Below are 25,485 nucleotides of genomic sequence, written 5' to 3' on the forward strand. Positions count from 1 at the left end.
TGACGAGTCTTACCCCATGCAGTCCATCGAAAATCTGATTAACGACGCTTTCGATCGTCGCAACGACCTTAGCCAGAGCGAAATCGAAACCCATCTGCGCCCCGCGCTGGGCCAGGTGATCGAGCTGCTTGAAGCGGGCGAACAGCGTGTAGCTGAACCGGATGGCAAGGGTGGCTGGACCGTCAATCAATGGTTGAAGAAAGCGGTGCTGCTGTATTTCCGCATCAACGGCAATCGTGTCGTGGACGGCGGCCCGGCCATGGCCTTCGACAAAGTGCCGCTGCGTTTTGCGCCTGGCAATGATGCGGAGCTGCAGAATCTCGGCGCGCGCGTGGTTCCCGGTGCGCTGGTGCGTCGGGGTGCCCACGTGGCGAAAGATGCCGTGTTGATGCCGAGCTACGTGAATATCGGCGCTTATGTCGGTGCAGGCAGCATGGTCGATACCTGGGCCACCGTCGGTTCTTGCGCACAGATCGGTGCGGGCGTGCATCTGTCCGGCGGTGTCGGCATCGGTGGCGTGCTCGAGCCGCTGCAGGCCAATCCCACCATCATCGAAGACAACTGCTTTATCGGTGCCCGTTCCGAAGTGGTGGAAGGCGTGGTGGTGGAAAAGGGCAGCGTGATCGGCATGGGCGTGTTTCTCGGCCAGTCCACGCGCATCTACAACCGCGCCACCGGCGAAGTCAGCTATGGCCGCGTCCCGGCAGGCAGCGTAGTGGTTGCCGGCAACTTGCCGGCGAAGGACGGCAGCCACAGCTTGTACGCGGCGATCATCGTCAAGCAAGTGGACGAGAAGACGCGCAGCAAGACCGGCATCAACGAACTGCTGCGCAGCGGCGAGTAATCGGCATCGTGGCAACTACGGCACCGTCGATCCGCGGGCGCGCGTATGCCCTGGCGCTACTCGCGGCGACGCTGCTGGTGCTGGCCCTGATTTTGCCGCCTTTCGCACAACCGCAGCATTACCACGATTTTGCCGACCAACGTGGGTGGCTGGGCATTCCCAACTACGGAAACGTTGCCTCCAACGCGATGTTCCTGGTGGTGGGACTGGCCGGATTGCTGGCGACACGCGCAACGGCGTTGCGAGCCATGGACGCGGCGCCACGCCATGCCTATGCGTGGATGTTCGCAGGCCTGGTCATTACGGCATTCGGTTCGGCGTATTACCACTGGGCGCCATCAGACGCGCGCCTGGTCTGGGATCGCCTGCCGATGACCGTGGTCTTCATGCCGTTGCTGGCGGCCACCTACGCAGAGCGTTTGCGTTGGCGTTCCGAACTACCCTTGGTGCTGCTGACTGTCCTTGGCGTCGGCAGCGTGGCGTATTGGAAACTCAGCGGCAACCTGATGCCCTACCTGATCGCGCAGGGCGGTTCGATTCTGCTCATCCTGCTGGCGCTGGTCACGTTGCCGACGCCGTGGACCGGCCGTCGTCTGCTCTGGCCGGCCCTCGCTTGCTACGCCGTCGCTTTTGCTTCGGAGAAATTCGACGTAGCGATCTTCCATGCCAGCCGGGGCATCATCAGCGGGCATACCATCAAGCATCTCGCTGCAGCGGCTGCGTTCTATTTCATTCTGCAGATGCTGCGGCAGCAACAGCTCAAGACGGACAAACATTCATGACAGTCCCCATGCTTTACGGCCTCCCCAATTGCGATACCTGCAAGAAAGCGCGCAACTGGCTCGCGCGCTTCGAGATCGCACACGAGTTCGTGGACTACCGCGCCCACCCGGTGCCTGCAGTAACCTTGAAGGCGTGGTCGCAGCAGTTGGGCGGTTGGGAAAAGCTGGTCAACAAATCCAGCACCACCTGGCGCAATTTGCTGCCGCAGCGCAAGAATCCAGGCAGCGATCCGGAGTGGACTCTGCTGTTGAAAGAATATCCAGCCTTGGTCCGCCGCCCCGTGGTAGTGCAACCTGACGGTTCGGTGAGCGTGGGTTTTACCGATAACGGTTTCAAGAAATTGTTTGGGCGCTGACGCGTTATGCTTCACCATGTGGCGAAGCGTAACGAGCAGTTACCGGGATTATTCTGCCGTCTTGTCGTGGACGAAGTCGTGACCTTCTGAAAGGTCGTGCTTGATGCCATTCACAAGTCCTGCGAGGCTGTCTCCTTTCATGCCGATTTCGCTCAGAACCGCGTCAAGAATAGGTTGTTGAGCGCGATAGGTCAGCGCTGCAGATACAGCTTGTTCGGCGAGGTTGCTCCCTGTGCCGTGCCCGGCCGCTTGGTCGCCACCGTTTCCGTCAGCCGAACGATTGAGGCCGCCGACCTGCACGATCTTGATGCCGTCGATCTTCTCCATCGGCTTAACCGAGGCTTCGATGATCCCGGGCAGTGCAGCGATTAGCGCCTGCTTGATTTGCAGCGCAATTTGCTCAACGCCAAGTGTATTGAATGCCTCGTTGCGCATGCGGATGCCAGCGGCCTCCACTTCGTAGTGGACGCGTTCCGCTTCGGCTTTGATGCGGACAGCCTGAGCTTGGTTATCGGCGGCATCTTTTTCGGCTTCGGCCGCGATTCTGACACCTATGGCTTGTTGCTGTGCTTCCTGCTCGGCCGCGACCAGTGCGATCTGTTTGTCGCGTTCGGCGATGGCGACGTCGCGCGCTGTCTTGACTTGTTCTTCGGCGCGCGCAGCTAATGATCGAGCTTCGTTGGCCTCACGCTCGGCTTCTGATTGCGATTTGGAGCGCTCCGCAATCGCTATGAGTTTTTCCTGGTCGGCCAATGTGGTGCGTTTTTGCTGTTCGATCTGGCTGACCTGGATCTCGCGTTCGGCTTCGATCTGTCGCTGTTTGACGGCACGTTCCTTTTCGACCTGAGCTTCGCGTATGAGACGCTCGGCCTCGATTTTGGCCTGCTCCGCCTCCTGCTCGCGTTGAGATTGAATCGTAGCCACTTCCGCTTTCTGTTGTGCTTCGCGGGTGGCTACGTCCTGCTGCTGGCTGAGAGTGGCGAACGTCTGTTGTTTGTCTATGTCCAGTCGCTGGTTGGTGGCCTCGTAATTCTTTTGGGCAATGGCTACGGCGGTGGCCTGTTCAATTTCATTGCGCTGTTTGGCGCGCAGTTGGGTGGCTTCGGTGAGTTTGGTGAGGCCCTCTGCGTCAAAAGCATTGTTGGCGTCGAAAAATTGCATCGGCGTCTGGTCGATACGGGTTAATGAAACGCTTTCCAGTTCCAGGCCGTTCTTCAATAGGTCTTCGGCTACGGCGTGCTGCACTGCCTGGATGAAGTCCTGACGCTTGTCCAGCAGTTCCTGCATGGTCATAGATACGGCAGCGGCGCGCAGCGCATCGACGAATTTGTCTTCTACCAGTTCGCGCAAGCTGGCTGGATCCATTGTGCGTTTTCCCAATGTTTGTGCGGCATTCGCAATGCCTTCGACGCTTGGGATGACTCGCACGAAGAACCCTGCGACCACGTCGATGCGCATGCGGTCCCGCGTAAACAGGCTATCTTTTCCAGCGCGCGCCACTTCGAGTTTTAAGGTATTCATATTAACGGGCATGATGTCGTGAAATACCGGCAATACCAACGCGCCACCATCCATGATCACCTTTTGCCCACCCATGCCGGTGCGCACGAAGGCCATCTCCTTGGACGAGCGCTTGTAGAGCCGAGCGATGATCAGGCCAATCACGATCAGGCCGATCATGATCACGCCAAGCAAGATGGCAATGTTCAATAAGCTGTTCATCGATGTTCCTTTATCGATAGGTGCCAGGCTCAGACCAGTAGGTCGGGCCGTGGATTGGGAATGGCGGCGAAATGCGAGCCATTAATTTGTCGCACGAGTAGAACAACGCTACCTGGTGGCAACTCAGGAGCGTTTTTTTCGGGTTCGACCATTAGATAGAGCGTATGGCCGTTGCCGTCAGCGGCTTTGGCTTGGGCGGGGTGTTCGTGGCGCCCCTTCCCGAGCATGCTGGCCATGCGGCCGACCAGGCTGGCAAAGGAGACGGCATACGTTTCTTCTCGCGGTATTAGGCGCGCCAGCCGGCGCCCCAAAATACGTATTGCGGCCAATCCGGCTACCGTAGCCAGCGGGAGCGAAACCGTTAGTGACACTGCATCGTCGAATACAATCGAGCACAGAATGTTGCAGGTGAGTCCGCAGAGGGCAAAAAAAGTAAGAAACAACGTTAGCAATACTAGTAACGGCACGCGTCCGATGTGTAGCCAGCCTAGAAAGCCATCGGGAGATTCGTGCGCCAATATCCCATCCAACCAGTGCAAGGCGCTGATTCCGAAGGCGAGTACGATGCCCTCGATCAAGCCCAGCACCAGTAGCAGGCCGATTGCAGTAATGAAGGGTGCGGATTGTGGTAGCAACCAGTTCACGTGGCCTTCCCGTTGCTTTGTTCGTACTTTAGTTCCGTCAGGCGCTCATCAATGCGTTTCTTGCGATGGAGTTCGCTAATTTCCCGAAGCTTCATTGTGTCGCTGGTGGTGCCGGAAATGCTTTTGCTACCTGGTTCTTGGGCTAATGCGCGATCAAAAGCAGACTCTGCTTCTTCCACCTTTTCGTGGCGCTGACGTTCACTTGTATATGGGTTGCTTTCAGAGTCGCCGACATTACGTGGGATGCTGCGTCGGATAGCGAGGTAGCCGTTGAGCATGGATTCGCGCTCGTGTTTGCGCGCAAGCAAGGCGCGCACGTAACGTTCGCACTCTTGGGCTCTTTCGCGCTGGCTCGCCAGGCTTTGCTGGAGTACAGGCAATTGATCTTCGATTAGTGTCTGCCTTTCGAGGCAGGCGATTGCCAAGTCGTCTCGTTGCTCCTTTATGGCCAGTTCGGCCTTGCCTCGCAATTCTTCGTGCTCACTGGTGAGCTTGCCTAGGCGCAACACAAGTTGATACTTTGCGGCTTCGATGGTGCCGAGTTCACCGCGGACCTCCGACGCAACTTGCTCAATTTCACGAATGGCTTGCGCCATCGTGGCCTCGGGCGCCAGATTTTCCATGCGATCAACAAAGGCGTGCGCGGTGCCGCTTATAAGGCGTGCTACGCGATCTTGAAGACTGTCGGGCATGGTTGACCTCCTTGTGAAATGGAATGTGTGGCCTCGAAGTAGCCCGTGCCAAGTGACCTGGGTTATTCCCCTGGTGGTCGTGCCGAGCGTACGTTGTCGAACAACGTGCCCAGGAGGGGCAGATGGCGATCATAGGTGTTGCTGTCGTAGGTGGCGTTTTCAGGCGCGATGCCTAGTCGCAACAACGCGCTGAGCATCGCGAGACTGCGTTGTAGCAGCATGTTCTCCAGTTGCCGCGCACGTTTGGCGGAAGCTTCGGCGGGAATGGAGTTGGATGCGAGCAATGCCATCAGCTGAGGCACCCATTCCACTACAGCCGCGATGATTTCCGAGCGCTGATGTGAACGATGCTCGTATTCTGATAGCGCCTCGACGAATGGTTGAATGATTTCGCGCAACCAGCTCAAGGTCAGCTCATATGACTGAATGCCATCCTGTTGGCGCCGGTCCCGTCGGATGATGGCGCGCAACTTGTCCGAGGGTGTGACTGCGCCCCTGATATCAAGCGAGTTCAGCCATTCGAAATCGTCTTGCGAGACGCGAACGGACAAGGGAACCGAAATCGCCACGTTGTGTCCTTGTATGCGATTGTATGCATATCGATTTTCCTTATGAACCAAATATTTGTCGATGGTTCCAGGGGCATTTTGGCTGTAGGCCTGTGGCTGTCGGTGATGAAGGCTACGGCTCACACAAGAGCTTGCTATCCTCAGTAGCCTGTCCAGATCACTACAGCGCCAACATCACCCATGTCTCCCGTCTTTCAGCTCACCTGCGACCTGATTCGCCGCCGTTCCGTAACGCCGAATGACGCTGGCTGCTTGCCATTGATCGATGGGCGGCTTGCAAAGTTGGGTTTTCACGTCGAAATGTTGCGCTATGGCGAAGTAGATAATCTTTGGGCTACCCACGGCGAGCATCGCTCTCCAGGGCAAGGGCCGCTACTCGTCTTTCTGGGACACACCGACGTCGTGCCCAGCGGGCCTGAAGACAAGTGGCAGAGTCCGCCGTTCGAGCCTGTTGTTCGCGAAGGGCGTTTGTACGGTCGCGGTGCCGCCGACATGAAGGGGTCGGTGGCGGCGATGGTGGTGGCGCTGGAGCGGTTCGTGACGGCGCATCCGGATCATCCGGGCCGCGTCGGCTTGCTGCTGACCAGCGACGAAGAAGGACCGACCAATCTGGATGGCGTGCGTCGCGTCGCGGAGCATTTTCGCCAGGCCGGCGAGCACATCGACTGGTGCGTGGTGGGAGAACCCTCCGCGAAGGAGAAACTCGGCGACCTGATTCGCGTCGGGCGGCGCGGTTCGCTATCGGGCACGTTGACGGTGCGCGGTATCCAGGGGCACGTGGCCTATCCGGAGAAGGCGCTCAATCCTATCCACGCCTTTGCACCGGCGCTCGCGGCCTTGGCGGCGGAGCGCTGGGACGAGGGCAATGCGGATTTTCCGCCGACCTCGTTCCAGGTTTCCAACCTCAACGCAGGTACCGGCGCGAACAACGTCATTCCCGGGTCGCTCACCGCGCTGATCAATTTCCGCTACAGCACGGCCAGCACGGCAGCACAGTTGCGGGAGCGCACCGAAGCGATTCTTGCCCGGCATGGTTTGGATTACGCCCTGGATTGGAACTTGTCGGGCGAATCGTTCCTCACGCCGGCAGGCGGGCATTTGCGCGAAGTGGTGGTGTCGGTGTGCCGCGACCTGTGCGGGCTGGAGCCGGAACAGAGCACCGGCGGCGGGACCTCCGACGGTCGTTTCATTGCGCCGCTCGGCGCGGAAGTCGTGGAGCTGGGGCCGGTCAATGCCACCATCCACAAAGTCGACGAATGCGTCGATGTCGCCGAGCTGGAACGCTTGCCGGATTTGTATCAGGCCGTTTGCGAACGCATGCTGCTTGGATAATCCCCGTCGTCGACGGGGATCGATGAACGCTGGGCGCGGCCGCTGTTTTCAGCTTGATGCAGGCTGCAGAATCAGGGTGTGTCGGTCGCTGCCTGGCATCAGTCGCGTCGGCCGGCCTTCGACCCAATCGCGATGGCCTGCGCCATAGAATGGCGATAGCGGGTTGTCGCTCTGTCCACCCGGCATTTCCAGGATGCCCTCGTCTTCGTGACCGGGAGCTACGTCGAAGCGTTCTGAAGCGCCGAAGCCTGGCGCGGCCACCCGCGGCATGTTGTGGTCGCCGGGAAGTTCATCGTCCGGCATGTTGAGGAACCGCGCGATGAATCCGGGCAGAGCGCGTGCGAGCGGTTGCTTGATCTGGGCATGGTTGACTTCACCCCAGGTGCGAGCCGCGAGACCGCCGGGTTGCTTGCCGAGTTTGTCGACGACGTTGCGCGCGGCCTGCAGCAGCAGCGCACGCCAATCGTGATAGTCGGGGTTGAGCAGATTGGCAGGCTGTTGCTGGATCAGCATCCACACAGCCGCTTCCTGATTTCCCGGTCCCGGCCATTCAAAATCCGGAAAGCGTTGCCGGATGCGTATCGTAAAGGGAGCCAGCACCAACTCGTGCACTTCATTGCGAAAGGCGTGCACGAGACGGTAATCGACGCTGTCTGGTGCTGCCTGGTTGCGCCAGCTGGTCGTGAGCTGGCGCAGCTGGTTGAGTCCGGGATCGTCGACATCCGACAACGTCTGCTGCAGCAACTGCTGCCAGCGGGTGAGAAACAGGGCGTGATCATCCAGTTGGATGTCGAGCATGTTGCCGGGGCCAAAATCGGCCCGGTCGTGCAGATCTTCGCGGATCTGTTGCGCGCGCGCGCCAATATCCTGGCCGCCATTGCCAAGCAGGGCCAGATCGCCGCCGCCAACGGTGCGGTTGTTCGCAGTCCACAGGCGACCATCCGCGGGATTTTCGATGCGCGGATACTGCGAAGGCGTTGCCCAACCCGTCCAGCCGCTATTGGGCTGGGACCAGTCTGCGGGCTTGCCGGGATCGAAACCGCTGCGCAGCGGAATGCTGTTGCCGGCGATGGTCCAGCCGATGTGTCCGGCACTGTCGGCGACCAGAAAGTTTTGCGGGGGGATGCCCAGCGTAGGGGCAAGATCCAGCGCTGCCGATGCGCTGGTGGCGTGTTCCAACTGCATCAGGGTCAGGTTGTAGCCGTGCGGCTGGTTGCCGATCCACGACAAAGCCAGCGGCGTGCCATCGGTATCCTTGGCAAGGATGGGTCCCCAGCGGGTGTCGTCCACTTCCAGATGGTAGGGCGCGGCCCCTTTGATGCGGATGAGTTCGTCGTGCTTGTCGATGCTGGCCCAGCCTTCGGGCACTTTGTAGCGGCTGGCATCGCTGGGGTCGCGCAGTACGCGCACCCAATCCATCCAGTCGCCGTAGCTGTTGGTGAAGCCCCAGGCAATCTGCCCGTTCGATCCCACCACCAATGCGGGAGTTCCCGGCAACGTTACGCCGACCGCGTCGCGCTGCCCCTTCGGCGCGGCAGGATCGGGATAGCGCAGGCGTGCGCGAAACCAGATATCTGGCACGCGCAAGCTCAGGTGCATGTCATTGGCCAGGATTGCCGCACCCGAGCGCGAGAGATTGCCGGCCACGGCGAAACTGTTGCTGCCCGGGTAGGCCACGTCCACCGGCACGTTTGCATCGGCCAGCTTCGATGCTCCCGTCAGGGCCGGTTGGCGGCGAAGATCGTAGACATCGGCACTCGGTATGGTTGGCGAAGGCGATACGTCGCCCTTCAGCGGCGCCTCCCAGTTCGGATCTGGCGACAGCAGGAACTGGGCCATCGCATCGGGCAGCACGGCATGGATCTGTGCGATCTGCAGCTGGCGTTCGTTGCGGCCGTCGCCGTTGAGATCCAGGTACATGGCGCCGATCACCAGCAGGGTGTCTTCCGATTGCCATGGTTGCGGCTGTGTTTGCAGCAGCAGGTATTCCCAAGGCTTTTGGCGCAGATGGGCCAGGCCCGCATTGACGCCGTCGCGATACAGATCCAGCGTGTGCTTCTGCTCCGGCGGCAAAGCGGCATACGCCGCTTCGGCCACGGCGCGCAGGCGCTGGCGGCGGTGCTCGATATCGGTGTCCAGTGCGGCGGAGCCGACCAGCTCGGACAACTCGCCGGCAGCGGCCCTGCGCATCAGGTCCATCGGGAAAAAGCGCTCCTGGGCGTGGACGTAGCCCAGCGCGAAAGTAACGTCGTCACGCGATTGGCCGGTGATGGTGGCGGTGCCGAGCGCATCGCGGGTGATGGTGACGGGGTGCTGCGGTCCGGCTACGGTTTGCGTGCCGTCGAGCTGCGCGCGACTGCCGGACAGCAACCACCATCCGGCGATGCAAACGCCGCCCACGACCAGCACGATCAGAATCAGCAGGGCGCGTAACCAGCGGAATCGCGATTTCATTGGTTGGCAAACACCGCAAAGATGCCCGCATAGGGCTTGACCATGAAGGTAGGAGCGCCGGTGTAGCCGGTGCCGTCGATGTAGAACTGCGAAATGGTGCCGTCCAGGTACAGGGCATCCCGGCAACCCAGCCTGTCGCGGAACAGCGATGCGAAAGTATGGAAATTGACCGGCGATTCGCTCACCGCGAACGCGACGTGGTGCGGATCGAGCGCGCATACGCCGCTGCGCCATTTGGTGCTGTTGGAATCGTCGACGAACTGATTGTTGATCTGCCCGTCAATCACCAGCATGGGGCCCGATTGTGTAGCCCAGTCGGCGGGCTTGGCGTCCGCCTTGAATTGCGCGCTGGTGCGCACGGCAGCATGGCCGTCCGGATAAATCGCGAACACGCCGTTGGGCTGGATGGAGAAATTGCCGGCCGCGGGATTACCCCGAAACAGGTTCAGCGGCACGATCGTCTTGCCGTTTTCCACATACAGGCCCAATGGAGAGAATGCCGCGTCATAGATGCCTGCATTGGCGGCGAACATCAGTCGCTTGCCGTTTGCAGCACCCCATTCGCGCAAACTCTGGATATCGCCAAAGGCCTCTCCGGTGTCGGGATTCTTCCAATGCAAGCTCAGCGATTCACGGTGCAAGTCCAGGCTCACTACGGTGAAGTCCTGGTTCTGGAAGCGCACTTCGCGGCTTTCCATCGGCTGCGCCTGGTAGTGACAGCCGCCCAGCACGAGCGATACCCCTAGCAGGGCAGACAGGCGGAGTGTCAGGCTGCGGCGCAACCGTTTGGCGGACGTGGACGGGAGCATTCCATGATGGTCGCCGCCCGGCCGTGATGGATGCAAGAGCACAGTCGCACGTACAGGGCTTAAACTTCAGTTTTGCCGTCGGGATGGACCTCATGCCCTACATGCCCATCGTCGCCACGCTTGGCTACGTGTTATCGCCGGATCGACGCAAGGTGTTGATGATCCACCGCAATGCCCGGCCGGACGACCAGCATCTGGGCAAGTACAACGGTCTTGGCGGCAAGATGGAACCCGGCGAAGACGTCGCCGAATGCATGCGCCGCGAAATCCGCGAGGAGGCCGGCATCGAGTGCGAATCGATGCATTTGCGCGGCACCCTCAACTGGCCGGGCTTCGGCAAACAAGGGGAAGACTGGCTGGGCTTCATTTTCATCATCGACGATTTCCGTGGCGAACCCTTGACCAGCAATCCGGAAGGCAGCCTGGAGTGGATCGAGGTGGAGCGGATCATGGATCTGCCGATGTGGGAGGGCGACCGCCACTTCCTTCCGCTGGTGTTCGACGGCGATCCGCGGCCGTTCCACGGCGTCATGCCGTACAAGGAAGGGCGCATGCAGTCGTGGGCGTTTACGCGATTGTGAGCAGTACGGACGCACAACGGAAAATAGAGATCGTCGCGGCCATGATCCGCGACGAGGCCGGTCGCATTCTGCTGGTGCGCAAACGCGGTGCGGCGGTTTTCCAGCAGCCGGGCGGCAAGCGCGACGTGGGCGATCGCGATGACTTGCAAACTCTGGCGCGCGAACTGCACGAGGAGCTCGGCTGCACCATGCGCCGCGAAAGTGCGCGCCTGCTCGGGCGCTTCAGCGCGCCGGCGGCCAATGAGCCGGGATGGGTCGTGGAGGCGGTGGTTTATGAAGTCCAGGCCAGTGGCCCGTTCCAGGCGAGCGCGGAGATCGAAGCCCTGCACTGGATCGATCCGGCACGGCCCGGCGACTTGCCGATAGCTCGGCTCAGCCGCGAGCAGTTGCTGCCGTTGATGGTGTCGCCGACCGGGTCATGACCCGGCGGGTGCCTGGCGTACCGCAACGACTGCGTTCAGTCCGCCAAAGGCAAATGAATTGCTGATGGCGGCACGTACCGGCATGGCGCGCGCTTCATGGGGAACATAATCCAGGTCGCAGGCTGGATCGGGGCCGAGGTAGTTCAGCGTCGGCGGAACGATGCCGTGGCGCAAGGCGCCGATGGTGGCGATCAGCTCAAGCGCGCCGGCGGCGCCGAGGGCGTGGCCATGCATGGGCTTGGTGGACGAGACGGCCAGCCGTCGCGCATGTTCGCCGAACACCTGGTGGATCGCGCGCGTCTCCGTGCTGTCGTTGGCTACCGTGCCGGTGCCGTGCGCGTTGATGTAGTCGATCTCTTGCGGCTGCATGCCTGCATCTTGCAGGGCGGCACGCATGGCCGCCGCGCCGCCGGCGTCCGATGGTGCGGCGATGTCGCCGGCATCGGCGCTCATGCCCACACCGGCCAGTTCGGCAAGCACGGTGACGCCGCGCGCCTGGGCGCTCTCGAGTGTTTCCAGCACGAACATTGCCGCACCTTCACCCAGCACCAGGCCGCGGCGGTTGGCACTGAAAGGGCGGCACGTATCGGGTGCCAGCACGCGCATGGCTTCCCACGCACGCAGCAGGCCCAGGGTGATGCAGGCTTCTGCGCCGCCCACCACGGCCGCATCGACCAGTCCCGCGCGAATCATCAGTGCAGCCTGGGCGATGGCGTGGTTGGAGGAGGCGCAGGCGCTGGCGACGGTAAAGGTCGGGCCGGTAATGCCGTGCGCCATGCTGATCTGGCTCGGTGGCGCATTGCTCATGATGCGCACGATGCCCAGCGGATGAAAGCGGCCGATTTCCTCGCTATAGAGCTTCTTGTAGAGGCCTTCGCGCGTTTCCTCGCCAGCCACGCCCACGCCGACGACCACCGCCGTGCGCGAAGCGCGCTCGTTGCGAAAGCTCAGGCCGGACTGGCGGATCGCCTCGTTGGCCGCGACCAGCGCGTACTGGCTGAGCGGATCGAGAAACGGCAGACGCGATTCCTCGATGAAGGCGCGCGGTTCGAAGTCGGAAATCTCCGCCGCGATCGCCGCGTTGTTGCGCAGCAGGTTCGTATCGATGTGCCCGATCGGACCGATGCCGCTGCGACCCTCGGTCATCGCACGCCAAGTGTCGGCAGCATTGTGGCCGAGCGCGCAGATGGCGCCCTGGCCGGTGATCACGATACGACGCATGAGCGGGCTCTTAACCGTTGGCGGATTTCTGCGCGAGCTGGCGATCGACGGCCTGGACGAGCTGGCCGACCGTGCCGTTTTCAAAATCCGTATCTTCGTTGGGGAGGTTGATGTTGAAGTGTTCCTCGATGTCGAAGATCACCTCGATGGCGTCCAGCGATGCGACGCCCAGATCCTTGAGGGTGGATTCGGGCTTGATGGTATCGAGCTCGATCTTGGCCTGCTTGCTGATGATTTCGAACACTTCCTGTTGCGTACTCATGCATCGGTTCCCCGGTTTGCCTTTCTCAAGCGTGACGAAGACTGCGCCCGTTGTCCACAAGGCATCCAGGCTTCGCAGCCTCAGAGGCGACATGCAGGGCGGATTCTTCGCGAAACGGCGCCCCGTTCAACGTGGTGCGGTGATATGGGTGGCCAAGCGTGGCGTGAGATAGGTGAACTTGGCAGTCCGCAAATGATTGGGCGGGCTCAGTCGCCAGCCATGACGCCCAGGGCGCCTTTCGCTTCGGTGGGCGCATCGTGTGCGGGATGTGAAGCTTTCTCGGCAAAGGCCAGGCAAATGATGCCCAGCATGATCACGCCCGCGCCCAGCAAGCGCATCGGTGTGAGCGCTTCGTGGAACAGCCAGGCGGAGGCGAGCATCACCGTCACCACGTCCAGATGCGAAGCCGCGAAGGCGGGCCCGATCGGTGCGTGCTTGAGCAGGCTCATCCAGGTAAAAAAGTTGCCGACGTAGCCGACCAGCGCAAGATAGATCCACGGATGACCGAAGACGCGCATGACCCACGCCGCGTTGGCCTCAGGCGGAAACGCATGCTGGCCGGTCAGCTTGAAGCTCAGCTGTACCACCGTGTCGAAGGCCAGCAACATCGCGAAGCCGGCGAAGTAGAAGCGCCAGGTTTTCATCCGCTCAGTCCTACGATGGCCACGCCGGCGCTCACCAGCAGAATGCCGCCGACGCGCAGCGGCGTGAGTTTTTCACGGAACAGCAGGCGCCCGGCGATCATGATCGCCACGATATTGATCGAGGCCAGCAGCACACCCTGGGAAAGATCCACCAGCGACAGAAAGGCGATCCAGGACAACAGGTGCGTGACATAAGCCAGGATGCCCAGCCAGATCCAGGGGCGCCTGGCCATGTAGCGCCAGCGCGCCATGCCATCGCCGGCGAGCGGATCGCTGGCGGCCGCCTTGAAGGCGAGCTGGCCGCCGGTGTCGAGCGTCACGTTGATCAGCCACAAGGTGGCAATCACGGGGGACACAGGCGACGGTCTCAGGCGACGGCGCGCGCGCTGGGCGTGCAGCTGGCGGCGATTTTGGAGAAGAATTCCGCGGAGCCGTGAATCAGCGTGCGGCGTTCCCGGTCGATGGTGATCATGTGATAGCTGTCTTCCAGCAGCAGCATCTCCACCGGTCCCGACACCGAACGCGCCACCAGGTGGGCATTATCGAGGCTGGCAACGTCGTCCTCGGTGGCGTGCGCGACGTAGCAAGGTGCAGTCACCTTGGGCAGTTCGCGGCGCACCACTGCAGCCATGTCGTACATCTGCGCCAACGAGGGCCACGGGTTGCCGGGCAGGCCGGCAGCGGCGCTGTCGCCACCCAGCATCAGGCCGCTGATCTGTGCGCGCAGGCGCTCGTCGCGCAGGCCGTAGGGTTCGTTTTCGTGCACCATCCGATGCTTGCCCAGTCCCAGGCGGGCGATCAGCGGGAGCAGGAAGGACAGGCGGCCATACCACGGAATGGCCCAGCCGTCGTAACGGAACGTGGCACCGTAAACGCCGACGCCACGGACCCAGTCCGGATGGTCTGCCGCCAGCTTCAACGCAAGCACCGCGCCCATGGACAGGCCGGCGACGAAGAGGTGATCCACTTCATGGCGAAAGCGTTCCGCCGCGGCTTCTACGCTGGCATACCAGTCTTTCCAGCCGGTGGCGAGCAGGTCCGATACGTCGCCGCAATGTCCGGCCAACTGCATCCCGTACACGCTGAAACCGGCGCGGTTCAGACCCTTGCCGACCAGGCGCATCTCGGTGGGGGTGCCGGTCAGTCCGTGAATGAGCAGGACACCGGAACGGCCGCCTTCGAAGCGGAACTCGACATTTTGGATCACTAGCAGGTCTCTACGACAGGCGGATGGCAATCCCTACAGTTTGTAGGGAGTTGCTTTCCACGTGCTTTCGGGGCGGCCCAGGCGGCCGTTTGGATCGGAAATCCGGCGATTAATGGCCGTTGAGCCCGCCGAAACGGCTGACCCCGATGGAAACGCCCACCGACCCGGTCGGGTGATCGCAGCTGCCGGTGTTCTGGGTAACGCTTACCGCGCCCGATTGGTAGCTGCCGGTGCCGAAATGGCTGGCGCTGACGACGCCCATGCCAACGTCGCCATGGACCTGGGGCTTGTTGAAGGTGGAGTCGTCGCAGGTAGGTACCCCGGCGGTTCGCTCATTGCCCCGCTTGCCGCTGGTGTCGCCGTAATACACGCCTGGCGAGGCTGCCGGGCGCGCCCCGTTGACAGTAATGGCGCTGGGGTTGGGCTGGCTGCTGGCGGCATGGGCGGGTGCGGCGCTGGACGTGCTGGCGGCGGGAAGGCTGTTGCTGCTGTTGGGCGGCAGCTTCAGGTTCAGCGGCTGACTGGCCGTTTGCGCCCACGCTGCGGTGATCAGCAGGCTTGTCGCCAGGGCGGTAATGGCTCGTCTTTTCATAGCTGCTCCGGGTTCATCACCGACATAACGCACGGCCATGCCTGACCGTGCACACGCCCATTGGACGATTTGCGGTTGCGTGAAGTTCCGCGAGAGCGACCCTTTGCATTTACCTCCTCTCGCCTGCGGAGAGAGAGGATTCAGGTGGGGGCCACTCTTGCGAAACGCCGCAACGCCATTCATCAACCCGTGGTCTCGATCCGCTCCACACGTCGCAGGCCGCGCGGCAATACCCCGCCGCGCGTGGCGCGGTTGCCGCCGTATTCCACCAGGTCCGACCAGCGCAGGGTCAGTTTGCGCTGCCCGGCGAACAAGGTGACTTCGCCCTTGCCTTCGGTGACCACGGCGACGCCGACGACACGCTCATCGCCACTGCTCAGCTTTGCCTTGGGAATCTCGATCAGCTTGTTGCCCTTGCCCTTGTCCAGTTCAGGCAGTTCGGCCACCGAGAACATCAGCAGATGGCCTTCGGTGGTGACCACGACGATGCGATCGCGCGATGGGTCGGCGCTGACCTGCGGAGCCAGCACGCGCGCACCGTCGCCGAGCGTGATGATCTGCTTGCCGGCCTTGTTGCGCCCGGTGAGAGCCTCGAAACGGGTGACGAAGCCGTAGCCAAAATCGGTGGCCAGCACCAGCCGCGTGTCGTTGTCGCCGGCAGCCAGCGCGTCGAAGCGAGCGCCGGCCGGCGGCGTGAAGCGGCCGGTCAGCGGTTCGCCGTTGCCGCGGGCAGAGGGCAGGGTGTGCGCGGCCGTGGAGTAACTGCGGCCGGTGGAGTCGATCACCGCCACCTGCTGGGTGGTGCGCGTCTTTACGCTCGCCAGCAGGCTGTCGCCCTCGCGGTAGGACAGGCCTTCCCCGTCGACATCGTGCCCCTTGGCGGCACGAATCCAGCCCTTCTGGCTCAACACCACGGTGACCGGCTCGCTGGCGACCAGTGCGCTTTCGTCCAGCGCCTGTGCCGCTTCGCGCTGGACCAGCGGCGAGCGGCGGTCGTCGCCGTACTTGGCGGCGTCGGCGCGCAGTTCTTCCTTGATCAGTCCCTTCAGCTTGGCGGGCGATTTCAGCAGCACGTTGATCTTGGCGCGCTCTTCTTCCAACTGGTCGCGCTCGGCATTGATCTTCATCTCTTCCAGGCGGGCCAACTGGCGCAGCCTGGTTTCGAGGATGTAGTCGGTTTGCTCCTCGCTCAGCTTGAAGCGGGCCATCAGCACCGGCTTGGGCTCGTCCTCGGTGCGGACGATGCGGATCACCTCGTCGAGATTGAGGTAGGCGATGCGCAAGCCTTCCAACAGGTGCAGGCGGCGCTCGACCTTGGCCAGGCGGTGATTGAGGCGGCGCGTGACCGTGTCGATGCGGAAGCTCAGCCACTCGGTGAGGATGCGCCTGAGATCCTTCACCTGCGGGCGGCCGTCCAGCCCGATCACGTTGAGGTTGACGCGGAAGCTCTTTTCCAGATCCGTGGTGGCAAACAGGTGCTGCATCATTTCGTCGGTGTCGACGCGGTTCGAGCGCGGCACGATCACCAGGCGGATCGGGTTTTCGTGGTCGGATTCGTCGCGCAGGTCTTCGATCATCGGCAGCTTTTTCGCGCGCATCTGCGCGGCGATCTGCTCGAGGATCTTCGACGGGCTGACCTGGTGCGGCAGCGCGGTGATCACGGTGTTGCCGTCTTCGTGGGCATACACGGCGCGTGCGCGGATCGAGCCGTTGCCGCTCTGGTACATCGCCAGCAGTTCGTTGCGGGGCGTGATGATTTCCGCTGCGGTGGGGTAGTCCGGGCCGCGCACGTATTCGCACAAGTCGGTCACGGTGGCATCCGGATCATCGAGCAGGCGGATGCATGCGCTGGCGATTTCGCGCAGGTTGTGCGGCGGAATGTCGGTGGCCATGCCGACCGCGATGCCCATCGAGCCGTTCAGCAGGACGTGCGGCAGGCGCGAGGGCAGCCAGCTGGGTTCTTCCAGCGTGCCGTCGAAGTTCGGCACCCAGTCGACCGTGCCCTGGCCCAGTTCGCCCAGCAGCACGTCGGCGATCGGGTTGAGCTTGGACTCGGTGTAGCGCATCGCCGCGAAGCTTTTCGGATCGTCCGGCGAACCGAAGTTGCCCTGGCCGTCGATCAGCGGATAGCGGTACGAGAACGGCTGTGCCATCAGCACCATCGCCTCGTAGCAGGCGCTGTCGCCGTGCGGGTGGAATTTACCGATCACGTCGCCGACGGTACGTGCCGATTTCTTGGGTTTGGCGCTCGCGGCCAGGCCCAGCTCGCTCATGGCGTAGATGATGCGGCGCTGCACCGGCTTGAGGCCGTCGCCCACGAAGGGCAGGGCGCGGTCCAGCACCACGTACATCGAATAATCGAGGTAGGCCCGCTCGGCGTATTCCTTGAGCGGGATCTGTTCGTAATTGGCTTGCAGGTTCATGGATATGACTATGGGGGCGCAGGGGCGCCACGGGCAGGCCAGATGGTGCCAGATGCCGGCAGCGTTCGGCTAGAATGCCCCGATCCTCGTCGTGGGCGAAACCATGCATTTTCTACGCAATGTGGCCGTTGCCGTGGCCTGCGTCCTGGCCGCCGGGTGCTCGCAGCTCGCGGGCCGGCACCCCCTGCTGGGCTACAAGGACAAGGATCATCCCAAGTCCGATACCGCGTTGGTGGTGTGCGCCGAGCAACCGGAGTTCATTTGCGGGATCACCGGCGTCAACGAGAAGAGCACCTGGGAAAAATACAACGGCGGCAAGACGCCGTGGGTGCGCGTGTTGCCCGGCAACCAGGTGATCAAGCTGACCTTGTCCAACTCGCACCTGATCAACCGTCCGTGGTTGAAGATCAATGACGTAAAGGCCGGCCACGTGTACCGCATCAACGTCGCGTTCAACGGCGGTGCCTTGACGGCGGCCTGGACGGATCTGGGCCAGATGGATTCCTACACGATTCACGTGCCCCAGTTTCCCCTCAAGCCCAAGGCGTATACCGCGCATTTCTGAGGCGGCAGGGCGGCGGATCAATCCTGCTGCGCTGTAATTCCCCATTTCGCCAGCTGTGCCTGGACGCTGTCGGGGCCGGCCAGGTGGGCTGCGCCCACGGCGATGAAAACCGTGGTGCCGGGTTGCTTGAGCAGGTCGCGGATCTTTTCGGCCCAAGCCGCGTTCCGCTGCACGACCAGCTTCTGGTAGAGCGCCGGCTCCTGCGTTTTCAGTTCGTCATTTTCCAGCTTGGCGATTGCGGCGACGTCGCCGTCTTTCCAGGCGCCGACCAGCGACAAGAGTTCTTCCTTGGTCTTTCCGACGTCGCGCAAGGTGTCGCGCAAGAACCCGAGCTGCATCGGTTGCGGCAAATCTGCAAGGAAACGGATCTGCTGTTCCGCCGTTTCCAGGCCAAGCACCGGCTTGCCGGCCGCGGTCATCTGCGCCTTGAGTTGCTTGTCGACACCTTCGGCAGGGTCCAGGCCTGCCTTGAGCAAAGGCGCTACCGACAGCGTCAGCGCGGCGAGCCAGGGCTTCATTGGTTGCAAAGCGTCCACGCCACCGGGCAGGCCGGCTAGCTGCGCCGCTTTGGCCAGCGCGGCGTTATCGCTTTCACTGAGTTGGGCGGAAAGCGGGTGCGCCGCATCGATGCCGTAACTCAGAACCAGTTGCGCCATGCTGGCCTGGTCGTCGTCGATCAACTCGATATACAGCGATTGGCTTTGTTTCAGGGCCTGATCGAGAGCCGGAAAGTGCCATTGCGCATCGTTCGGCAAAAGATGCACGGTGCCGAACAGATACACGGTGTCATTGCCGCTCTTGACCTGCCACAGCGCCGGGTGTGCGCAGGCGCAGGTGCAAGCCAGCAGTTGCAGACACAGTAGAAACAGCAGGTGTCGGAGAGTGCGCATGATGTTCATCAGCGAGGCACGCGGTAGCCGCCGGGTACGCCGTACGGGCTGAGAGTGAGCTGCCAGAGTTGATCGCGCCGGCTGCGAAACACCGCCGTCGATACGCCCAGGTAGAAGTGCCACATCCGACGGAAGCGCTCGTCGTAACGGGCGGACAGCGCGGGCCATGCGGCATCGAAGTTAATTCGCCATGCGCTAAGCGTGCGGTCGTAGTCTGCGCCGAAGTTGTGCCAGTCCTCGACTACGAACAGGCCCTCCAGCGTATCTGAAACCTGGCTGGCGGCGGGGATCATCGAATTGGGGAAAATGTATTTTTCGATCCAGGGGTCGGGCCGTCCCGGTGCGTGATTGGTGCCTATGCAGTGCAACAGGAACAAACCGTCGTTCTTCAGGCAACGGTGCGACACTTCGAAGTATTCGCGGTAATTTTTCGCACCGACGTGTTCGAACATGCCGATCGACATGATGGCGTCGAAAGGCTCGTCCAGTTCGCGGTAATCCTGTAGACGGATTTCGATCGGCAGGCCGCGGCACAGCTCGCGCGCCAGTTCGGCCTGCTCGTTGGAAACGGTGATACCCACTCCGCTGACGCCGTAGCGTTCGGCGGCAAACTTCAACGCCTCGCCCCAGCCGCAACCGATGTCCAGCACGCGCATGCCTGGCTTCAATCGCAGCTTGCGGCAAATCAGATCCAGCTTGGCTTCCTGCGCGTCGTCGAGGCTGCAAGCCTGGGCCCAGTAACCGCAGGAATACATCATGTACTTGCCGAGCATGGCCTTGAACAGGTCGTTGCCACGGTCGTAGTGGGCCTTGCCGATCTCGAAAGCATGCTGGCCGCGCTGCAAGTTGACGAAGCGCGCTTTCAGATGTGCGATCAAGGTATCGAGCGTCTTGAGGTGTTCATCCAGATGATGGGTCAGCAGGCGAGTGAAGAAGCCTGGAAGATCGTCGGCATCCCACCAGCCATCCACATAGGCTTCGCCCAAACCTAACGAACCATGTGCGAATACGCGGGCATAGAGCTGCTCGTCGTGGACGCGGATATCGGTAGCTGCCGGACCGTCGATGTGCACGCCGGCCATCGCCAGCAATTCGGCGGCGCGTTGTCGCAAGGAATCCTGACTCATCTTGATCCTTCTTTGCCCAGGATGCCGAAATGTACCGGCGACCATGCATAGACCAGGTCGACGCCCGCTTCGCGCACCAGGCGCAAAAGGGTCTGCGCGTTCGCCTCGCTCAGCAGGAACTCGATTTTTTCGGGAAGATCGTCGGCCAGTTCGAAAAAGGCTTCGTGATGCAATACGCCGTGCCGGCCGAATCCGGCGGTGGCGCGAAACACCGAGCCGCCGCCCAATTGGTGATGCTTGGCCAGTTCCAGCAGCCATTCGGAGACCAGCAAGCCGTTGTGCCGGGCATGTACGTGCGTATAGAAGCGCAGGAAGATGCCGCTGCCGGCGCCGGGGTCGAACGAAATGTCAGGGCTCATGTCGATGGGCTCCACGTCAGTGGCGCAACAGGCCGCGAGTCAGGAAGATGCCAAGGATGGTCATCGCGAGGCTACCGAAAAGATGTACCGCGACGTGCGTGCCGAACCAAAGATACTGCCCGCGCAACAGCAAGGTGTCGGCTTCGGCGGAGAAGGTCGAGAAGGTGGTCAAGCCGCCAAGGAAGCCGGTCAGCACGAACAGCTTCATTTCCGGCGGCAGCGTTTGAAAATGCTCGAACACGCCCATCATGCAGCCCATGACCAGGCCGCCGGAGAGGTTGGCCGCCAGGGTGCCCAGTGGCAGGGTGGGAAAGATCGGGTTGAGCAGCACGCCGAGTATCCAGCGTAGCCAGCACCCCAGGGCGCCGCCCAGTCCGACGGCAAGAAAACCACTCATGCTCACGTTATATCTCCTGCTTGCAATGGATTCGTTCCACGGCAACAGGCACGCCCGCGCCGCCGGAAACCGGTGGTGCAGGCATCATCAACCTTTCGGTGGTTCGTTCCGCAAGAACGTTCTGCACGTGTGCAGTCCTTGAAGAACAGGAGGCATGCCATCTCCCTCATACAGGCATGCTAGCCGATGCGACAAGGGGTTGGTAGGTTGGGGAGCAACCCGACCCGGTTGCTATCTGCCTGCAAGCTCCGGCATGGCGGCTATCGTGCGTGCCACCACTTCGGGGGCTTGGCCGTGTGCGGCGATGATGTGCCGACCCGGGCCGTAGGGCCCCCACTCAGCAGGGTTGGTCACCGTAAAGATGCCCATGGTAGGAACGTCAGAAGCGCAAGCCAGGTGCATGATCCCGCAATCGGCGCTGATATAGACGGCCAAACCAGAAAGCACGCTGGCGATCTTGCGCAGGTCGCTGGAGTAATAGCCTGGGTAGCGGGAACCGAGCATCGATTGGCCTGAGGCCGGCAGTATCTCCACGATGCGATGCTCGGGGTACTGCTTTTCCAGTACATCAATGAAGCGAGTCCACCAGTCCTCGCCCAGCAGTTTGGGTCCGGTGGCGTTGGCGAAAATGCCGATGATGCCGCGGCCTGGCGAGTTTATGCCGCTGGCCGCGAGGGAGCGGGCAAGGGCGGCGCGGCCGTGTTCCCGTTCGCCGGCGCCAAGGCGGATATCGGGTACGGGGTATTCGCCTGCCGTATCGCGGCCCATCGCACTGCGCAGCAAATAGACGGGACGCTGGCCTTTGCTTTGGATGTGTTCGGGCAGCGGCACGGCATGCGTGATCTCGCCGTGCTTCTTCGGGCTGCTGAAACCGAGTGTGTAGGTTGCGTTGGAAAGCAGCATCAACAGTCGACCGGTCTGCGACAGCGGATCGGCGTCGATGGCTAGGTCGTAACGGATCTTGCGCATGCCCCGCAACGTGCCCAGGAACTGCAGCGGATGGCCGACGCCGTGCGCAGGCAGCCGAAAGATACGTTGCACGCTGAAAAAACGACTGTACACGTCGTCGGCAATCGGGCTGCGCGTAAGAATGTCGATCTCGGCGGCCGGATACACTTTTTCCAGCTCCGAGAGCAGCGGCGTAAGCAACAGCGTGTTGCCCAGGCTGTGGCTTACGTGGCAGACCAGAATCCGGTAGATGCCCTTGTTCGGCAGCGGGGCGGAGGTCGGCTGTCCGTGGCTGCCGAAGACCGCGCGCATGAGCCGGCGCGCCACGCGGCGGCGGAAATCGTTGATCGGGTCGTAGTAGCGCGTGTTCTTCAGCACGGTGGATGTCGCAGTAGTTGGGCGACGCGACTATACCGGTTCGCCGCCCGATGTCAGCAGGCCTCTTTCGATCAGCCAGTTACGGGCGTTTTCGGCATCCTGCTCGAACCAGGCCCGGGCCGAACCCAGCCGAAAGGTGTACCCCCACGCATCCATGTCATGCATGACGCGTTCGCGGCCGACGCCGGGCAGGGTGCCGCCAAGCACGATTTGCAGATAGCAGACGGCGTCTTCTTCGGCGATCGAGTCGGTGGCGTCGGTATGCGTCTGCGCACGGCGTTCCGGCGGCAATACGATCAGGTGCCCTGCTTCGTGCAGCAGGGAATGGACCGGCGTGTCGCTCCGCGCATAGACGGTATGACCGATGATGCCGGCCTCATCGTCCCCCCAATAACTGCCGGGAATGGCCTCGCCATCAGCCACGCGCACCAGGCTCAGCCCGTAGTGGGCAAGCAGGGGCTCAATGGTGGAATGGCCGAGATCGGCCAGGCGTAGAACCGAGGTATGCATGGCTCCCTCTCCCCTCCGGAGTGAGGGTTGGGGTGAGGGCCAACCTCGTGAAGAGGTTGAGCCGTGGGCGTGCTTTGAGGAAAGGTGTCTGGGCTTTGAAGGGTGAGGCCGGTGCGGCCTCACCCCAGCCCACTCCCCCGTTTGCCGATTTGCTTACGGGGATAGGGAGAAAAACATCAGGTCGCCGCGTTGCCGGCGGGCTTGCCTTCCGGCAGGGCCACCGACAGTTCCAGCACTTCGTGCCCGCTGTCGCGTTCGACGTTGATGTTGATCGCTTCCAGGTCGACGTTGACGTACTTCTTGATGACCTCGAGCAATTCGTTGCGAAGCAGCGGCAGGTAATCGGGAGCGCCGCGGGTGGAACGCTCCTGTGCGACGATGATGCGCAGGCGTTCCTTGGCGACGGCAGCGGTCGGTTCCGGCTTGCGCTTCAGGAAATCGAGGATACCCATCGCGGTCAACCTCCGAATACGCGCTGGAAGAAGCCCTTCTTGGGTGCGTCGAGAAAGCGCATCGGGCGTGTTTCGCCAAGGATGCGGGCCACGGTGTCGCGATAGGCCTGTCCGGCGTTCGAATTTTCATCCAGGATCACCGGCACGCCGGCGTTGGAAGCGGCGAGCACGTTTTCCGATTCCGGAATCACGCCCACGACGTTGATCCCGAGGATTTCCTCGACGTCCTTGATGCTTAGCATTTCGCCCTGCTCGACCCGCGAAGGGTTGTAGCGGGTGAGCAGCAGGTGCTGGGTGATGGCGCCTTCACCGCGTTCGGCGCGGCGCGTTTTGCTGGCCAGCAAGCCCAGGATGCGATCTGAGTCGCGCACCGAAGACACTTCCGGGTTGACCACCACCACCGCGTGATCGGCGAAGTACATCGCCAGGTGCGCACCCTTTTCGATGCCGGCCGGCGAGTCGCAGACGATATAGTCGAATTCTTCCTTGGAAAGGTCTTCGAGCACCTTTTCCACGCCTTCCTGGGTCAGCGCGTCCTTGTCGCGCGTCTGGCTGGCGGCAAGCACGTAGAGATTTTCGTGGCGCTTGTCCTTGATCAGGGCCTGTTTGATGGCGGCCTCGCCGTGCACGACGTTGACGAAGTCGTACACCACGCGGCGTTCGCAACCCATGATCAGGTCGAGGTTGCGCAAACCGACGTCGAAGTCGATGACCGCCACTTTCTTGCCCTGCATGGCCAGGCCGGTGGCCAGCGATGCACTGGTGGTGGTCTTGCCGACGCCGCCCTTACCGGACGTCACAACGATAATCTCAGCACTCAAGGGTTCGTCTCCGCTGGTGTTCTTATAATCGGGAATAGTTATTTCAAAGGCGCAATCAGCAATTTCTCGCCGTCGAGCCAGCATTGCACAGACTGGCCCTCCAGGTCTTTCGGGATCTGCTCGAAGACCCGGTAGTGGCCGGCGATAGCCACCAGCTCGGCACGAAAATCCGAAACGAAGATACGTGCTTTTGCATCCCCTTGCGCACCCGCCATGGCGCGACCCTTCAGGCTGCCGTAAATGTGGATGCTGCCGTCGGCGATGACTTCGGCGCCGTTGGCGATGGCGCCCATCACCACCAGATCCCGATCGCGGGCATAGACCTGCTGACCCGAACGCACCGCACCTTCGTGATGCTGGGCGCCAAGCATGCTGCCTGGGGCCGGTGCAGCCAGGACAGGTTCGCGCACAGGGGCAAGGGCCGGCGCCGGTGCCGATACCGGGCCGGGCGCTGGCGGGGCAATGCTGCCGCCATCGGCAGGCTCATAGGCGGCGCGGAACTTGGCGATCAGCGGCAGCCCCATGCGTTGGGCCAATGCTTCGGTTGCGCTGGTGCCATAGGCGAGCCCCACGGGCAGCATGCCGGCGCTGCGCACGGCTTCGAGCAGTGCGTCGACCGTGCCGTCGTCAGGGAGATTGAGCAGGTGGCTCAGATCCAGCACCACCGCGGCACGCGAAAACAACTGCGGCGCAGCGCGCACGCGCCGTTCCAGTTCCTCGCACAAGGCGGCCGCATCGGGCCTTTTTATACGTACACAGGCAATACCGACCTGGCCGAAGCGCAGGTCACAAGCTTCAGTTGTATCCATCTTTGCATTCATGAGCGCCGCTCTCCGGCGAGGCGGCGCGTGGGGGAGTCGTTGTTATGGTGGGGAATGCGGCTGGCCAGCCAGGGAAGGTCGGGCAGTCCGCCGTTTTCCAGATAGGTGTCGCGTACGAACGCGTAGCTGGGCAAATCCTTGGCGAGCAGGCTCACTTGCGGTCCACGTTCGCCCATGCGCTGCTGGCCCACTTCCTGGAAGCCGTAGGTGCCGTGGAACAGCACCACGACGTCGTCCGTCGGTTCGAGGAACACCTCGCACGTAAGCAAGGGCACGCGCACCTCGGCGAAGCTGTTCACGTCGCAATAGAAGATGCGGCCCAGGCCGTGCCGGCGATAGGCATTGGCGATCACGATGCGGTCGATATAGACGAACGACGGGTAGTGTTCGTTGAACCAGCGGTAGTTGGGACTGGCGTAATCGCGGCCGTTGCGCAGGGCGATCAGGAATCCGGCGAGCTGACCGTCGATCTCGGCCACGCGAAAATAGTCGGCGTGCTCGTAGAAGTAGCGCAACTGTGCAGCGTCCAGGACGAGAATGGAGCGACCGGCGGTGTTGTTGAGCGCCAGTACGGCATCCAGGTCGTGCTCGCGCACGTCGCGGATGGCAAGGGCCATTCGTTGCTCCGCTAGATATAAGGTGTTGGTGAAGACCGACTGAC

The 25,485-nt window shown here is 62.1% G+C and carries 30 protein-coding genes and 1 riboswitch; of the genes, 7 read left to right on the forward strand and 23 right to left on the reverse strand.

Annotation, left to right across the window (positions count from 1 at the left end; translation table 11 throughout):
• The first annotated feature begins 16 nt into the window (after positions 1-16).
• The 3 genes from dapD to ISS99_RS13425 are packed head-to-tail and all read left to right on the forward strand — an operon-like array spanning position 17 to position 1,982.
• Positions 17-844: a 2,3,4,5-tetrahydropyridine-2,6-dicarboxylate N-succinyltransferase gene (dapD, locus tag ISS99_RS13415; RefSeq protein ID WP_204632101.1), complete on the forward strand. Its 828-nt coding sequence runs from the start codon at positions 17-19 to the stop codon at positions 842-844.
• Positions 845-852: 8 nt separating this feature from the next.
• Positions 853-1,626: a hypothetical protein gene (locus tag ISS99_RS13420; RefSeq protein ID WP_204632102.1), complete on the forward strand. Its 774-nt coding sequence runs from the start codon at positions 853-855 to the stop codon at positions 1,624-1,626.
• Positions 1,623-1,982: a Spx/MgsR family RNA polymerase-binding regulatory protein gene (locus ISS99_RS13425; RefSeq protein ID WP_204632103.1), complete on the forward strand. Its 360-nt coding sequence runs from the start codon at positions 1,623-1,625 to the stop codon at positions 1,980-1,982. Before ISS99_RS13420 ends, ISS99_RS13425 begins: the two co-directional genes overlap by 4 nt.
• 48 nt (positions 1,983-2,030) lie before the next feature.
• Here ISS99_RS13425 and ISS99_RS13430 read toward each other — a convergent pair whose 3' ends face one another.
• The 4 genes from ISS99_RS13430 to ISS99_RS13445 form a co-directional block, all read right to left on the reverse strand.
• A complete protein-coding gene (locus ISS99_RS13430; protein ID WP_204632104.1) occupies positions 2,031-3,704 on the reverse strand; it encodes a flotillin family protein in 1,674 nt (557 codons plus the stop codon).
• Between the two features lie 29 nt (positions 3,705-3,733).
• On the reverse strand, positions 3,734-4,348 hold the full coding sequence (locus ISS99_RS13435) for an OB-fold-containig protein (protein WP_204632105.1): 615 nt from the start codon (positions 4,346-4,348) through the stop codon (positions 3,734-3,736).
• On the reverse strand, positions 4,345-5,040 hold the full coding sequence (locus tag ISS99_RS13440; protein WP_204632106.1) for a PspA/IM30 family protein: 696 nt from the start codon (positions 5,038-5,040) through the stop codon (positions 4,345-4,347). The genes ISS99_RS13435 and ISS99_RS13440 overlap by 4 nt, the downstream gene beginning before the upstream one ends.
• Positions 5,041-5,102: 62 nt before the next feature.
• Entirely contained in the window at positions 5,103-5,732 is a 630-nt protein-coding gene (locus tag ISS99_RS13445; protein ID WP_204632107.1) for a hypothetical protein, read from the reverse strand.
• A 57-nt stretch (positions 5,733-5,789) separates the two neighbouring features.
• Between ISS99_RS13445 and dapE the strand changes: the two genes are divergently transcribed.
• Entirely contained in the window at positions 5,790-6,941 is a 1,152-nt protein-coding gene (dapE, locus tag ISS99_RS13450; protein WP_204632108.1) for a succinyl-diaminopimelate desuccinylase, read from the forward strand.
• Between the two features lie 48 nt (positions 6,942-6,989).
• Here dapE and ISS99_RS13455 read toward each other — a convergent pair whose 3' ends face one another.
• Together ISS99_RS13455 and ISS99_RS13460 are read right to left on the reverse strand one after the other, a co-directional pair.
• Positions 6,990-9,395 (reverse strand): penicillin acylase family protein, encoded by a 2,406-nt coding sequence (locus ISS99_RS13455; RefSeq protein ID WP_204632109.1) that lies wholly within the window; start codon positions 9,393-9,395, stop codon positions 6,990-6,992.
• Entirely contained in the window at positions 9,392-10,204 is an 813-nt protein-coding gene (locus tag ISS99_RS13460; protein WP_204632110.1) for a phosphodiester glycosidase family protein, read from the reverse strand. The genes ISS99_RS13455 and ISS99_RS13460 overlap by 4 nt, the downstream gene beginning before the upstream one ends.
• A gap of 92 nt (positions 10,205-10,296) precedes the next feature.
• On the opposite strand from ISS99_RS13460, the gene ISS99_RS13465 reads away from it, so the two are divergent.
• Together ISS99_RS13465 and ISS99_RS13470 are read left to right on the forward strand one after the other, a co-directional pair.
• The gene (locus tag ISS99_RS13465) at positions 10,297-10,785 is read left to right on the forward strand and encodes an NUDIX hydrolase (RefSeq protein WP_204632111.1); all 489 of its coding nucleotides are present in this window, start codon (positions 10,297-10,299) and stop codon (positions 10,783-10,785) included.
• A 41-nt stretch (positions 10,786-10,826) separates the two neighbouring features.
• Entirely contained in the window at positions 10,827-11,207 is a 381-nt protein-coding gene (locus ISS99_RS13470; RefSeq protein ID WP_204632112.1) for an NUDIX hydrolase, read from the forward strand.
• On the opposite strand, the gene ISS99_RS13475 is transcribed toward ISS99_RS13470, so the two are convergent.
• The 7 genes from ISS99_RS13475 to parC form a co-directional block, all read right to left on the reverse strand.
• The gene (locus tag ISS99_RS13475) at positions 11,202-12,428 is read right to left on the reverse strand and encodes a beta-ketoacyl-[acyl-carrier-protein] synthase family protein (RefSeq protein ID WP_204632113.1); all 1,227 of its coding nucleotides are present in this window, start codon (positions 12,426-12,428) and stop codon (positions 11,202-11,204) included. The two genes, ISS99_RS13470 and ISS99_RS13475, sit on opposite strands and share 6 nt — an antisense overlap.
• 10 nt (positions 12,429-12,438) lie before the next feature.
• The gene (locus ISS99_RS13480; protein ID WP_204632114.1) at positions 12,439-12,690 is read right to left on the reverse strand and encodes an acyl carrier protein; all 252 of its coding nucleotides are present in this window, start codon (positions 12,688-12,690) and stop codon (positions 12,439-12,441) included.
• Between the two features lie 206 nt (positions 12,691-12,896).
• The gene (locus ISS99_RS13485) at positions 12,897-13,334 is read right to left on the reverse strand and encodes a DMT family transporter (protein ID WP_204632115.1); all 438 of its coding nucleotides are present in this window, start codon (positions 13,332-13,334) and stop codon (positions 12,897-12,899) included.
• On the reverse strand, positions 13,331-13,690 hold the full coding sequence (locus ISS99_RS13490) for an EamA family transporter (protein ID WP_284343729.1): 360 nt from the start codon (positions 13,688-13,690) through the stop codon (positions 13,331-13,333). Before ISS99_RS13490 ends, ISS99_RS13485 begins: the two co-directional genes overlap by 4 nt.
• A gap of 11 nt (positions 13,691-13,701) precedes the next feature.
• A complete protein-coding gene (locus ISS99_RS13495; RefSeq protein ID WP_204632116.1) occupies positions 13,702-14,541 on the reverse strand; it encodes an alpha/beta hydrolase in 840 nt (279 codons plus the stop codon).
• A gap of 109 nt (positions 14,542-14,650) precedes the next feature.
• Entirely contained in the window at positions 14,651-15,133 is a 483-nt protein-coding gene (locus ISS99_RS13500) for a hypothetical protein (RefSeq protein WP_204632117.1), read from the reverse strand.
• Positions 15,134-15,315: 182 nt separating this feature from the next.
• Complete coding sequence (gene parC / locus ISS99_RS13505) at positions 15,316-17,556, reverse strand: DNA topoisomerase IV subunit A (RefSeq protein WP_204632118.1); 2,241 nt, start codon at positions 17,554-17,556, stop codon at positions 15,316-15,318.
• Positions 17,557-17,659: 103 nt separating this feature from the next.
• On the opposite strand from parC, the gene ISS99_RS13510 reads away from it, so the two are divergent.
• Positions 17,660-18,121, forward strand: a complete 462-nt coding sequence (locus tag ISS99_RS13510; RefSeq protein WP_204632119.1) for a hypothetical protein — start codon at positions 17,660-17,662, stop codon at positions 18,119-18,121.
• Between the two features lie 17 nt (positions 18,122-18,138).
• On the opposite strand, the gene ISS99_RS13515 is transcribed toward ISS99_RS13510, so the two are convergent.
• The 10 genes from ISS99_RS13515 to ISS99_RS13560 all read right to left on the reverse strand — a co-directional run bounded on the left by ISS99_RS13515 (position 18,139) and on the right by ISS99_RS13560 (position 25,441).
• Positions 18,139-19,011: a TraB/GumN family protein gene (locus ISS99_RS13515; RefSeq protein WP_204632120.1), complete on the reverse strand. Its 873-nt coding sequence runs from the start codon at positions 19,009-19,011 to the stop codon at positions 18,139-18,141.
• A gap of 8 nt (positions 19,012-19,019) precedes the next feature.
• On the reverse strand, positions 19,020-20,138 hold the full coding sequence (gene cfa / locus ISS99_RS13520) for a cyclopropane fatty acyl phospholipid synthase (protein WP_204632121.1): 1,119 nt from the start codon (positions 20,136-20,138) through the stop codon (positions 19,020-19,022).
• Positions 20,135-20,497: a DUF190 domain-containing protein gene (locus tag ISS99_RS13525; protein WP_204632122.1), complete on the reverse strand. Its 363-nt coding sequence runs from the start codon at positions 20,495-20,497 to the stop codon at positions 20,135-20,137. Before ISS99_RS13525 ends, cfa begins: the two co-directional genes overlap by 4 nt.
• Positions 20,498-20,513: 16 nt before the next feature.
• Complete coding sequence (gene crcB / locus ISS99_RS13530; protein WP_239538028.1) at positions 20,514-20,894, reverse strand: fluoride efflux transporter CrcB; 381 nt, start codon at positions 20,892-20,894, stop codon at positions 20,514-20,516.
• Between the two features lie 71 nt (positions 20,895-20,965).
• Positions 20,966-21,068, reverse strand: a riboswitch (Fluoride riboswitch).
• Positions 21,069-21,125: 57 nt separating this feature from the next.
• Positions 21,126-22,220 carry a glycosyltransferase family 9 protein gene (locus tag ISS99_RS13535; protein WP_204632124.1) on the reverse strand — a complete coding sequence of 365 codons (1,095 nt, stop codon included), beginning with the start codon at positions 22,218-22,220 and terminating at the stop codon, positions 21,126-21,128.
• Between the two features lie 30 nt (positions 22,221-22,250).
• Positions 22,251-22,730: a hypothetical protein gene (locus ISS99_RS13540; protein WP_204632125.1), complete on the reverse strand. Its 480-nt coding sequence runs from the start codon at positions 22,728-22,730 to the stop codon at positions 22,251-22,253.
• A gap of 176 nt (positions 22,731-22,906) precedes the next feature.
• The gene (gene minE, locus ISS99_RS13545; RefSeq protein WP_204632126.1) at positions 22,907-23,182 is read right to left on the reverse strand and encodes a cell division topological specificity factor MinE; all 276 of its coding nucleotides are present in this window, start codon (positions 23,180-23,182) and stop codon (positions 22,907-22,909) included.
• A gap of 5 nt (positions 23,183-23,187) precedes the next feature.
• On the reverse strand, positions 23,188-24,003 hold the full coding sequence (minD, locus tag ISS99_RS13550; RefSeq protein ID WP_239537925.1) for a septum site-determining protein MinD: 816 nt from the start codon (positions 24,001-24,003) through the stop codon (positions 23,188-23,190).
• A gap of 38 nt (positions 24,004-24,041) precedes the next feature.
• A complete protein-coding gene (gene minC / locus ISS99_RS13555) occupies positions 24,042-24,824 on the reverse strand; it encodes a septum site-determining protein MinC (protein ID WP_204632128.1) in 783 nt (260 codons plus the stop codon).
• Positions 24,821-25,441: a GNAT family N-acetyltransferase gene (locus ISS99_RS13560; RefSeq protein WP_204632129.1), complete on the reverse strand. Its 621-nt coding sequence runs from the start codon at positions 25,439-25,441 to the stop codon at positions 24,821-24,823. The genes minC and ISS99_RS13560 overlap by 4 nt, the downstream gene beginning before the upstream one ends.
• Between the last annotated feature and the right edge of the window lie 44 nt (positions 25,442-25,485).

The sequence above is a fragment of the Dyella mobilis genome (assembly GCF_016904945.1).
Taxonomy (GTDB): Bacteria; Pseudomonadota; Gammaproteobacteria; order Xanthomonadales; family Rhodanobacteraceae; genus Dyella_B; species Dyella_B mobilis.